The organism is Streptomyces sp. SID3343 (genome assembly GCF_009865215.1).
GTDB lineage: Bacteria > Actinomycetota > Actinomycetes > Streptomycetales > Streptomycetaceae > Embleya.
The window spans coordinates 1-10,699 of sequence record NZ_WWJX01000503.1 but is presented as its reverse complement, the minus strand read 5'-3'; the positions used below and the strand labels follow the sequence as shown (position 1 = coordinate 10,699).

The 10,699-nt window shown below is 71.5% G+C and carries 10 protein-coding genes, 2 pseudogenes and 1 riboswitch; of the genes and pseudogenes, 2 read left to right on the top strand and 10 right to left on the bottom strand.

The genetic code is table 11. From position 1 onward, the window contains the following. Window positions 1-257: pseudogene (locus GT354_RS15915) on the bottom strand (riboflavin biosynthesis protein RibD); the annotation flags it as partial. A 164-nt stretch (window positions 258-421) separates the two neighbouring features. After that, a riboswitch (FMN riboswitch) is annotated at window positions 422-567 on the bottom strand. Between the two features lie 187 nt (window positions 568-754). Here GT354_RS15915 and rpe point away from each other — a divergent pair. After that, complete coding sequence (gene rpe, locus GT354_RS15910; protein ID WP_161356969.1) at window positions 755-1,429, top strand: ribulose-phosphate 3-epimerase; 675 nt, start codon at window positions 755-757, stop codon at window positions 1,427-1,429. A 52-nt stretch (window positions 1,430-1,481) separates the two neighbouring features. Here the strand turns inward: rpe and GT354_RS15905 are convergent, their stop codons facing one another. From GT354_RS15905 to GT354_RS15870, 8 genes are all read right to left on the bottom strand, one after another. Next, entirely contained in the window at window positions 1,482-2,216 is a 735-nt protein-coding gene (locus tag GT354_RS15905) for a hypothetical protein (protein ID WP_161356968.1), read from the bottom strand. A gap of 274 nt (window positions 2,217-2,490) precedes the next feature. Further along, window positions 2,491-3,891, bottom strand: a complete 1,401-nt coding sequence (locus GT354_RS15900; RefSeq protein ID WP_161356967.1) for a transcription antitermination factor NusB — start codon at window positions 3,889-3,891, stop codon at window positions 2,491-2,493. 5 nt (window positions 3,892-3,896) lie between these two features. Continuing rightward, complete coding sequence (gene fmt / locus GT354_RS15895) at window positions 3,897-4,829, bottom strand: methionyl-tRNA formyltransferase (protein ID WP_161356966.1); 933 nt, start codon at window positions 4,827-4,829, stop codon at window positions 3,897-3,899. A 6-nt stretch (window positions 4,830-4,835) separates the two neighbouring features. Further along, window positions 4,836-5,381, bottom strand: a complete 546-nt coding sequence (gene def / locus GT354_RS15890) for a peptide deformylase (protein WP_161356965.1) — start codon at window positions 5,379-5,381, stop codon at window positions 4,836-4,838. A gap of 516 nt (window positions 5,382-5,897) precedes the next feature. Continuing rightward, window positions 5,898-6,476: a GNAT family protein gene (locus GT354_RS15885; RefSeq protein WP_161356964.1), complete on the bottom strand. Its 579-nt coding sequence runs from the start codon at window positions 6,474-6,476 to the stop codon at window positions 5,898-5,900. Window positions 6,477-6,616: 140 nt separating this feature from the next. Next, entirely contained in the window at window positions 6,617-7,741 is a 1,125-nt protein-coding gene (locus GT354_RS15880; protein ID WP_161356963.1) for a hypothetical protein, read from the bottom strand. Then, the gene (locus GT354_RS15875; protein WP_161356962.1) at window positions 7,738-8,343 is read right to left on the bottom strand and encodes a sigma-70 family RNA polymerase sigma factor; all 606 of its coding nucleotides are present in this window, start codon (window positions 8,341-8,343) and stop codon (window positions 7,738-7,740) included. The genes GT354_RS15880 and GT354_RS15875 overlap by 4 nt, the downstream gene beginning before the upstream one ends. Window positions 8,344-8,416: 73 nt before the next feature. Continuing rightward, entirely contained in the window at window positions 8,417-9,580 is a 1,164-nt protein-coding gene (locus GT354_RS15870; RefSeq protein WP_161356961.1) for an NAD(P)/FAD-dependent oxidoreductase, read from the bottom strand. 53 nt (window positions 9,581-9,633) lie between these two features. Here GT354_RS15870 and GT354_RS15865 point away from each other — a divergent pair, with 53 nt between their 5' ends. Next, window positions 9,634-10,326 carry a TetR/AcrR family transcriptional regulator C-terminal domain-containing protein gene (locus GT354_RS15865; RefSeq protein ID WP_161356960.1) on the top strand — a complete coding sequence of 231 codons (693 nt, stop codon included), beginning with the start codon at window positions 9,634-9,636 and terminating at the stop codon, window positions 10,324-10,326. A 51-nt stretch (window positions 10,327-10,377) separates the two neighbouring features. On the opposite strand, the pseudogene GT354_RS54035 reads toward GT354_RS15865, so the two are convergent. Next, a pseudogene (locus GT354_RS54035) lies at window positions 10,378-10,515 on the bottom strand (primosomal protein DnaI); the annotation flags it as partial. Window positions 10,516-10,699: the final 184 nt, after the last annotated feature.

The following is a 10,699-nucleotide window of genomic DNA, read 5'->3' as shown; positions in this document are numbered from 1 at the left end:
GCGTCGATCAGGGCGCCGGTGCAGGGGCCGGTGCGGCCGGTGTGCGAGCACGGTTCGAGGGTGACGAACGCGGTGCCGCCGCGGGCTCGCTCGCCGGCCGCGCGCAGCGCCTCGACCTCGGCGTGCGGTCGGCCGGCGCGGGTGTGGAAGCCCTCGCCGACGAGGGTGTCGTCGGGGCCGAGGATCACGCAGCCGACGACGGGGTTGGGGCTGGTGTGGCCCAGCGCGCGGGCGGCGAGCGATATGGCGCGGCGCATTGCCGTGGTCTCGTCGACCGGCGCGGTGGTGTTGCCCTCCACCTCGTGCCTCCTCGCGTTGCGACGCGGGGCACCGGGGTGTTTTCGGGCAGGACGGCACGACGGATCGACGTGCGGCGACGGGTGCGCACCGTGGGTACGCGGACGTGCCGCAGTCGCTCGCCGCGCGCAGCCTCCCATCCGGACTTTAACCGTCGGTACCGGAATTCCACCGGTTCAGCCGGCCGTCGCTCCGCGTGGTTGCGGGGCATCGACCGGGTCGCGGACTGTAACCGCCGGTTCGGATTTTCACCGACCCCGGAGCGCGCGTACGTGACTTTCGTACACCTCGAAGTGTGCCACGACGGCCGACAACGTTGACCTTGGCCGACCTGTGCTGTCCGTCACGGTGCGTTCGTATGTGCGAACCGACCTGCGGCGCAGCACATCTGACGACGGGTCAGATCAACGGGTGAGGCGGTTTTCGACCATGCCCGCGAGGGTGAGACTCTGTGCGCATGGCCGTGCAAATCAATCCGAGCATCCTGTCCGCCGACTTCGCCCGCCTCGCCGACGATGTGGCGAAAGTGCGCAACGCCGACTGGCTCCACGTGGATGTCATGGACAACCACTTCGTCCCCAATCTGACCCTCGGGTTGCCCGTGGTCGAGAGCCTGATCAAGGCGACCGACACCCCCATCGACATGCACCTGATGATCGAGGACCCGGACCGCTGGGCCCCGGCGTACGCGGAGCTGGGCGCGGGCAGCGTCACGTTTCACGTCGAGGCCGCGACCGCGCCGATCAAGCTCGCCCGCGACCTGCGGGCCAAGGGCGCGCGGGCCTCGATGGCGCTGCGGCCGGCCACGCCGATCGAGCCGTACGAGGACCTGCTGCCCGAGTTGGACATGCTCTTGGTGATGACGGTGGAGCCCGGATTCGGCGGGCAGAGCTTTCTCGACGTGATGCTGCCCAAGATCCGGCGGACTCGGCAACTGATCGCCAAGCACGGTCTGCAGATGTGGTTGCAGGTCGACGGCGGGGTGTCGGCGAAGACGATCGAGATGTGCGCGGAGGCCGGGGCGGACGTGTTCGTCGCGGGGTCGGCGGTGTTCGACGGGAAGGACCCGGGGGCGGCGGTGGACCGTCTGCGGGCGCTGGCCGCGGGGGCTGCGGAGCGTTGCGGTCACTGAGGGTTTTTTGCCCACCCGCCCACCCGTTGCGTCGGGTGGGCGGGTTGCGGGTTTACTGCCTTCGGGCGGCCCGATCCGGCCTCGCGCCCCGCCGACGCCGGCTGCGGTCCAGCGCCAGGGATGCCGCCGTCAGGAGCGTGACGCCCGTCATCGCCGCCAGGTGTTCTCGTCCGGCCAGGTTCGGCTTGACCACCACCTCGGCGATCATCAGCGCCCACACCCCCGTGAACAGGATCGGCGCGCGACGCACCATCGCGATGCACACCACCAGGCCGACCACTGCGGCGGAGGGCCCGGTGTCCAGCACGTCGGCGCGGTAGGCGTCCAGGCCCAGCACGTGGTCGGGGCCGATCGCCACCATCGCCCGGGCCCAGAGCGTGCCGCACAGCGTCGCGACGTACGCAACGACCAGCGTGCGCCGACGCCCGAGTTCGAGTTCGGCCAGACCGAACAGCAACAGCACCTGTAACAGTGCTCCCCACACCGGTAGATCGGGCGCCGGTACGACCAGCGAGACGGGCGTACGAAGCAACGCGAGCGGCAGCGGAATGCCGGCGCTGACACCGCCCAGGACGCGCGCCGTATCGCTGCCCCACGTGGTGCGCCACGCGAGCCAGAACCCGAACGTCGACAGCACGATGCACACCGTCAGCGCAATCGCCCGCAGGCCGCGCGAACGCAATTCGCGAACCGGCACCGCGGTCAGCCGATGCCATTCACCCCGGATCGCCCTGCCCGCGCGGGTGGGTACGCGGGGACGCGCGGTGGTGTGGGCGAGCGTGGGCATGGGGGCGGCGACTCCTGCTGCGTCGGACGCCGACGCCCCCCGATCTCTCGGGGCCCGAGGGGCGATCGGCGGCGGCCGAGCCCGATATGGGCACCGCATGCCCGCCGTTATGCCCGCCATGTTCTGTTTTCAGCCCTGCGCCGGGCCATCCGTGCGGACGATCCGCTCGTCCGAGTGATCGACCGCCACGCAGGCGCGGGCCGGGTGGGTGAGCGCGCGGCGTGGACGATGCCCCGTCGGCCGACCCGACGTGGGGTGCCCGCCGCCGCGAAGGTCAGCCCGTTCGGCGCAGCAGGGCGAGATACATCGCGTCCGTGCCGTGCAGGTGCGGCCACAGTTGGACGTCGGGCCCGGTGCCCAGATCGGGCACACCCGGGAACAGCGGCCGGGCGTCGATCAGTTCGGCCTCGCCCGCGCGCAGTACGTCGTCCACCACGACGCGGGTCTCGGCCGGGTGCGGCGAGCACGTGACGTACGCGATGGCGCCGCCGGGCCGGGTCGACTCGATCGCGGTACGCAGCAGCGCGCGCTGGAGCTCGCCGAGTTCGGCGATGTCCTCGGGCTTGCGTCGCCAGCGCGATTCGGGCCGGCGGCGCAGTGCGCCCAGGCCACTGCACGGCACGTCGGCGATGACCCGGTCGAAGATCCCGGGCTGCCACGCGGGCTTGGTGCCGTCCGCGGTGATCACCTGATGGTGCGTCAGGTGGCCGATCGCGTTGCGGACCAGGCGCGCGCGGTGCTGCCTACGCTCGACCGCGAGCAGGGACACGTCGCGGCCGGTGGCGATCGCGGCGAGCAGACCGGCCTTGCCGCCCGGGCCCGCGCACAGGTCCAGCCAGCGCGACTCGGCGCCCTCGACGGTCACCTCGGCATTGGCCAACGCGGTCGCCACGAGCTGGCTGCCCTCGTCCTGGACCGCGGCGCGGCCGTCGCGGATGGCCTTGATCGAGGCGGGATCGCCCTCGGGAAGGGTCGCCGCGTACGGGGACCAGCGGCCGGGGACGGCGCCCGCCTCGAACAGCTCCGACAGCTCGACCCGCCCGGGGCGGGCGACCAGCGAGATGACCGGGGCGATGTTGTCCGCGCCGAGCAGGGCCTCCATCGCGGCCCGGTCGTGTGCGTTGCCGCGCGCGCCGAGCGCGTCCCACAGGGCCTGGACGATCCAGCGCGGGTGCGAGTGCAGCACCGCGAGGTGGCCCTCGGGGTCGTCCTCGTACGACGGCGCGATCTGTCGCAGCCACGCGTCGAGGTCCTGCCTGGAAACGCGGCGCAGCACGGCGTTGACGAACTTGGCGCGCCCGTCGCCCAAGACGGCCCGCGCCAGCTCCACGGTCGCGGAGACCGCGGCGTGGGTGGGCGTGCGCATGCTGAGCAACTGGTGCACGCCGAGCGCGAGCACGTCCAGGACCGGCGGGTCGATCTCCTTGACGGGCCGATCGGTGCACGCCGCGACGATCTGGTCGTAGGTGCCCTGCCGGCGCAGCGTGCCGTGCACCAACTCGGTGGTGAAGGCGGCGTCGCGAGGAATGATCTTGCGTTCGCGCAGGAGCGCGGGCAGCACGAGGTTGGCGTAGGCGTCGCGCTCGCCGACCGCGTGCAGGACGTCGTAGGCGGCGAGGCGCGCGGCGTCGGGACGCGGGCGGCGGTAGGGGCGTGCGGCGGGGGCGTTGGTCACGGTGCTCAGTTCGTCCCGAGGGTTTCACCGGGCTCGGGGTGTGCGCCCCGGGCCCAGTCGGTGGCGGCCATCATTCGTTTGCCCTGGGGCTGAACCTGGGTGAGTTCGACGGCATGGCTGCCGGTACCCACCCGTACGACCTTCTTCTCGACCGCGATCTCGCCGGGGGCGAGCGTGTTGTCGCCGCCGCGCAGACGTACGGGGGCGAGCTTGAGGCGCTCGCCGCGGAAGGTGGTCCAGGCACCGGGGGCGGGGGTACAGCCACGCACGACACGGTCGACGCGCAGTGCGGGGGCGGTGAAGTCGACGCGCGCGTCGTCGACGGTGAGCTTGGGGGCGAGGGTGATGCCCTCGGGAGACTGCGGGCGCGCGTACAGGCTGCCGTCGGCGATGCCGTCCATGGTCGCCACGAGCAGGCGCGCGCCGGAACGCGAAAGCCGGTCGAGCAGGTCGCCACTGGTGTCGGTGGGGCGGATCTCGTCCGTCACGACCCCGTACACCGGACCCGAGTCCAGGCCCTGCTCGATCTGAAAGGTGCACGCGCCGGTGATCTCGTCGCCGCTGATCACCGCGTGCTGCACCGGGGCCGCGCCACGCCACGCGGGCAGCAGCGAGAAGTGCAGGTTGACCCAGCCCTTGGCCGGGACGTCCAGCGCGGCCTTGGGCAGCAGCGCGCCGTACGCGACGACGGGGCAACAGTCGGGTGCCAGTTCGGCCAGGCGCGCGAGGAACTCCGGCTCGCGCGGCTTGGCCGGGCGCAGGATCTCGATACCGGCCTCGGCTGCGCGTTCGGCGACGGGGCTCGCGATGAGCTTGCGGCCGCGGCCCGCCGGGGCATCGGGTCGGGTGACGACCGCGACGACCTCGTGACGCGAATCCAGGAGGGCTTCGAGCGCTGGGACGGCGACCTCGGGGGTGCCGGCGAAGACAAGACGCATGGGGGTTTAGAGGGCCTTCCCGAAGGTGCCATGGGGGGAGAACTTGACCTGCGGCGGCGCCTGCCCGGCCCACTCGGCCTCGCGCAACGCCCGCAGCGCGGACTTGCGCTGCTCGCGGTCGAGGCGGTCGATGAACAGGATGCCGTCGAGGTGGTCGGTCTCGTGCTGGATGCAGCGCGAGAGCATCTGCGTGCCCTCGATGGTGACCGGATCGCCGTGCATGTTGAAGCCCTTGGCCACGACCCCGTACGCGCGCTTGGTGTCGTAGAGCAACCCGGGCAGGGACAGGCAGCCCTCCGGGCCGTCCTGTTCGTCCTCGGACAGATCCAGGTCGGGATTGATCAGGTGCCCGAACGCGCCGTCCACGTAATAGGTGAACACCCGAAGCGCAATCCCGATCTGCGGCGCGGCCAAACCACTGCCGGGCGCCTCACGCATCGTGTCGGTGAGATCCGCGACCAGCCGACGCAACTCCTTGTCGAACACGGTGACCGGATCGGCCTTGCTCCGCAGGACGGGATCACCGAACAAACGGATCGGCTGGACTGCCACGGGCGTGCTCCCCCATCGAACGTTTGGGTGATTGTGGTAATGAATGTCGGTTTTGGTATGGGCATCGGTGTCGACTGTGATCGGTTTGAACCGGAGAACCTCCAGTCTACTGAGCGACCGAGACGCCGGCGGCGGGCGCTTTGGGGCGGGAAGGAACGGTAGGCCGGGGCGGTGGGTCCGGGAGCGGGTCGAGTCTCGCGTTCGAACCGGGCCCGACTGCCGAAGCCGGGCCTCGCGCTCGGGTCGGGCGCCCGGGATCTCCGGGCCCGGCCGGACCGCATCGTGCGCCCGGACCGGGCCGGTACACCGCGTGGACGCCGACGAGAAACCGTGGACGGTCGTCGTGCTCACGCGGGTGCGTTCCCGCCGCGAGTACGAACGGGTGTATCGGCAGGGACCCCCGTCGCCGCCGTGCCGGACCGCACGCACCGGCCTCTCGCACGACCGCGACCGTGCGGCGGGCTGCGTCGTCCCGCCCCCGGCAACTCCTGACGACTCCTGACCACGCGGTGGGCGTCAGATCCGGGACTCGGAGAAGTCCGTGGACTGCGCCGCTGTTCGTACCGTCTCGGCAGTGATGGCCCAGCGTTCGTGATCTCTCCACGCGCCGTCGATGTACTGGAAGGCAAGCGAGTAGCCCTCGCGACGAAAGCCCAGACGTTCGACGAGTTTCAGCGAAGAGGTGTTGCCCGGCTGGATGTTCGCCTCGAGACGGTGCAGTTCCAGCTGCCCGAAGGCGAGTTGGAGCACGAGTTGCAACCCTTGCGTCATATAGCCGTGCCCGGTCGTCGAGGCGTAGGCCGTATAGCCCAGGGAGCCGCTCTGCAGGGCGCCCCTGACGACATTGTTGATGTTGACGCCACCCACGATCGCACCGGTGCCACGCAGGCAGATCACGAAGCCCTCGTGCGTGGGCTGCTCGAACCGCTCGAGGTAACTCTCGAACGCTGCCGGCGAGTTGTCGCGGGCGCCGAGCCAACGGCGAAGCATCTCCGCGCTCGCCTGTGCCAACTCCGTGAGCTCGTCGTAGTCCTGACGGCGAACGCGGCGTACGGCAACTCGCGGCCCCTGCAGGAGGTATCCGGTGCTTTCCATCCGGAAAGCCTAGGCAGCGCGGTGGTCGCCGCGCCCTTGAGCCGGCGAAACCAGGACCGGAAAGGAAACCGAACCTCCCGGAGCTGACCGCCTCGACCGGCCCTTCCCAGGTCCCCTCGGTACGCCCCGCGCGATCGCCCTCAACCCCAATGGAAGCTGGAGGTGTTCGGGAGCACGGCGTTTGTCCGGTCGAACGCCGTCAGCTGCGGGGACTCCGGGGGCATGGTCGTGTTCGAGGTGTTGCCGAACCAGATTCCGTCACGAATCACCACCGGCACGACCGTGCCGTCGCGCAGGGTCAGTTCGATGCGGACGGCCTTGTCCGTTGTGCGACCCCACCACGTGGTGGAGGTGATCGGGCCGTTGTTCGAAGCGCGTACCGGAACCTGCCGACTGTCGAGGGAGCCGGTCAGGACGCCATCCGCACGGGTCGGGGCGGGAAGGTCCGGTACCGGTGGCACGCCGTGGCACACGACCAGGCCCGGGCCGTCGGCCTTGCCCAGGACGAACGGGCGCAGGCCGCCCGCGCCGTCCGGTTCCCACGCGGTGAAGTACGGCTCGAACGCCGACGCCGGCTCCCGCAACTGCCACACGCGCGGATCCGGGCTGCCGGTGGCATGCTCGCCGGGCAACCGCGTCGACGGCTTCTCACTCGGAAGGTACGGAAGGTACGACTGCCCACCGCTGCCCGGCGGGGTCGTGGCCGGCGCGGTCGGGAGATCCGACGAGGTACCGGTCGGCTTGGCATCCGGCGCCCCGGGCCCACTCGGCGGTGCTCCCCACGTGGACGAAGAGGACTGGGTGGATGTCGCTCCCGTCGGCAGATCCGTCGCCGCGCCCGTCGACGGACCCGACGACCTTTGCGTCGCCGTCGGCTTCGCCGACGGCGAACCGGTCGGGCGCGGGCCGTCGAAGCCCGTCGGCTGTGGCGGCGAGACCGCGTACCTGCTGCCGTTGTCGAGGCACGTCGCCAGCATCCGGGTCGCGATGTCCCACGGGACCGGGTCCCCCACCTCGGCGGTGTCCTTCGGTACCCCCGCCGACCGATCCTGACCACGTGTCGGCCCCGCGGACGGCAGCGTCTCCGGGCCGCCCCATCGCTGGGCCGCCACCACACCGACCGCCACCAGCGACAGCACCGCGCCCGCTGCGACCGCCGGTACGAGCCTGCGCCGCCGGTCGGGCTCGTCCGCGTCCAAGAGCGCGACCAGTTCGCGCCGGCGGCGATCGTGACCGGGCAGCCGATCCTCGTCGTAGGAGCTCATCGCGTTCCCTCCAATGCGTCGCTGCGCGCTCCCACACCCTCGGCGAGGAGGAGGCCGCCCAATCGTTTGCGGGCCCGGTGCATCCGGGCCTTGACCGTGCCCACCGCCACGCCCAGCGCGACGGCCGCCGCCTGTTGGTCCAAGCCGCCCCATATACACAGCTCGACGACATCACGCTCGTGTCGCGGCAACCGGGCCACCGAACGGTGCAGAGCCTCGGCTTCGCGACGTTCGTCCAGCCGACGGGCGACCTCGTCCGCGTGGTCGGGCACCTCCGGTGGCAACGGCACCCGTTCGGCGAGCGCCCGGTAACGCCGCAGCGCCCGCCTGCTGTTGGCCACCGTCCCGTTCGCCGTACCGAGCAGCCACGGCAACGCACTGTCGCGGTCGAAGCGAATCTCGCGCCGACGCCGCCACGCCGTCAGGAACACCGCCGACGTCAGGTCCTCGGCCTCGCTCGGATCGCCGGTCCGGCGCAACACGTGTCCGTACACGGCCCCCGCGTGTCGATCGAAGATCACCGCGAAAGCGTCGCGGTCCCCACTGCGGACCCGAGCCCACAACTCGTGGTCCCCGTCCTCCTGCTCCTGATGGGTCGTCACGTCCCAAGAGTGTCCGGCTCCCGAACGAAGGTTGCCGAGCACCGTGATCGCCGAGCGACCTCACCCGCGACCGTCAGGACGGCTGAACCTCGTCGAAGAGGGCGAGGGCTTCGGTGGGATCCGGGCTTACGAGGCGTTCCAGACCGGCCGTCGTGATCTGCGCCCACCTGCCGGCCCGTGCCCACATCCGTTCTTCGAAGGCGCGGACGGCCTCGTCCAACGCTCCGAGGCCGGGAGCAGCGGCGGCGACGGACTCGGCGAGCTCGGCGCCGTCGAGCATCGCGAGGTTCGCGCCCGCTCCCAACGGGGGCATCAGATGGGCGGCGTCGCCCAGCAGCGTCACCCCGGGGACGTGGGCCCAGGTGTGGGACACGGGCAGGACGTGGAGGGGACGGTGGACGAAAGCGGTGCCGTGGCGGAGGAGATCGAGGACGGGCGCGGCCCAGCCGTCGAACAGGGCCAGCAGGCTTGATCGCACGGCCTCGACGTCGGCCGGGTCCGGGTCCGCGCGCCGGTTCGGGTCGATCTGCCGGTCGGGGTTCGTGTGCCGGTCCAGCGGTGCGCGGAACTGGGCGTACACCTTGACGTGGCCGCCGCTGTTGCGCTGGGCGACGAGGGCTCGGTTCACGCCGTACACAGCCAAGGAACCGTCGCCGACCAGCCGGGCGAGGTCGGGGTGGCGGGTGTCGACGTCGTCGAGGGAGGTCTCGACAAAGGTGACGCCGGTGTAGTGCGGCATCGCGGACGAGACCGCCGGGCGGACCCGGGACCAGGCGCCGTCCGCACCGACCACGAGGTCGAACGTCTCCTGTCGCCCGTCCTCGAAACGGACCGGCACGCCGTCTCGGGTCCCCGGCGCCACCTCCCGCACGCCCTGCCCCCACCGAACGTCGAGGGGGCCGAGCAGCAGGTCACGCAGTTGCCCGCGGTCGATCTCGGGATTGGCCCGGTCGCCCGGACGGGGTTGCCAGTCGCGCAGGACGGTCCCGTCCGCGTCCAGGATGCGCATGGCCTGCCCCTCCGGACGAGACAACTCCCGGAATTCGGCCAGCAGCCCGGCCTTGTCCAGCGCGAGCTGGCCCAGCCCTTCGTGCAGGTCAAGCGTGCCGCCCGGGGGGCGGGTGTCGGGGGCGGGATCGCGTTCGAGGACGGCGACGGGGTAGTCGTGGCGGTGCAGGACGCGGGCAAAGGCAAGGCCGGCAGGGCCGCTGCCGACCACGGCGATTCGGTGTCTCATGCCGATACACTGTATTTCGGCGATACGATGTATCGCAACAGTACGATGTCACCATGACTGTGTGGGACCGGCCTGAGCCACCGACTCGCCCCGTGCCGCTCGACCGGGAGCGAATCGTCGCCGCCGCCATCGCGCTGGCCGACGAAGGCGGGCTGGACGCGGTGTCGTTGCGCAAGGTCGCCGCCCGACTGGACGCCGGCCCGATGCGACTGTACGGCTACATCGCCGACAAGGAAGAGCTGTTCGACCTCATGGTGGACGAGGTCCAAGCCGAGATCCTCCCCCAGGAGCAGCCCGGTGACTGGCGCGAAGTGCTGCGCGTTCGCGCCCACCGCACCAGGCAGGCCACCCTCCGTCACGAATGGCTGGCCGACCTGCTCGGCGGCCGACCGACCCTGGGCCCGAACGCCCTCGCGGTGAACGAGGCCACGTTGGCCGCCCTGGTCGACCTCACCGACCTCGACACCGTCCTGCGCGCCGTGGAAACCTTCGGCGCCTACCTCACCGGCGCGATCAGGCGCGAGATCGCGAACCTGCGGGCCGAACGCGCCACAGGCCTGTCCAAGCACGAATGGCAGCGCGCCTCCGGCCCACATCTGACGAGGATGCTGGCCACGGGCCGCTTCCCGGCACTGTCCAAGGCGGTGTACGACGGCACCGATGTGGACGCCGAGGTGTCCTTCGCGACCGGCCTGGACTGGGTCCTCGACGCCGTCGCCGACAAACTCGCCCAACCCCCGGCGTAACGCGACCCGCGAGGCCCTCGAAAGCACGTTGCCCGCGCCGCCGTCCGCGGGTCACCCGATGTCGGGGGGGTCCACCCGAATCTGTACCGGATCCGCCGCCGCGCGGGCCAATCTCAGCGTCTGCGCCGCCTTGATCGCATGCGCCAACTCCGCCCCCCGGCCGGGCTCGATCCTCAGCAGGATGCGTTCGTGCCGCACCGGCGCGGGAGCCGCCCGCAGCGGTCCCGTCCCCCGGGGCGCCGGGGGCGGCGGGCTGTCGCCGAACAACGCCCGCGTGAGCTCCGCCCGCACTCCGGCGGCCTTGGGATCGGACACCCCCTTCCCCGAACGCGAGCCCGCCCCCGAAGCCGAACCCGACCCCACCCTCCGCCCC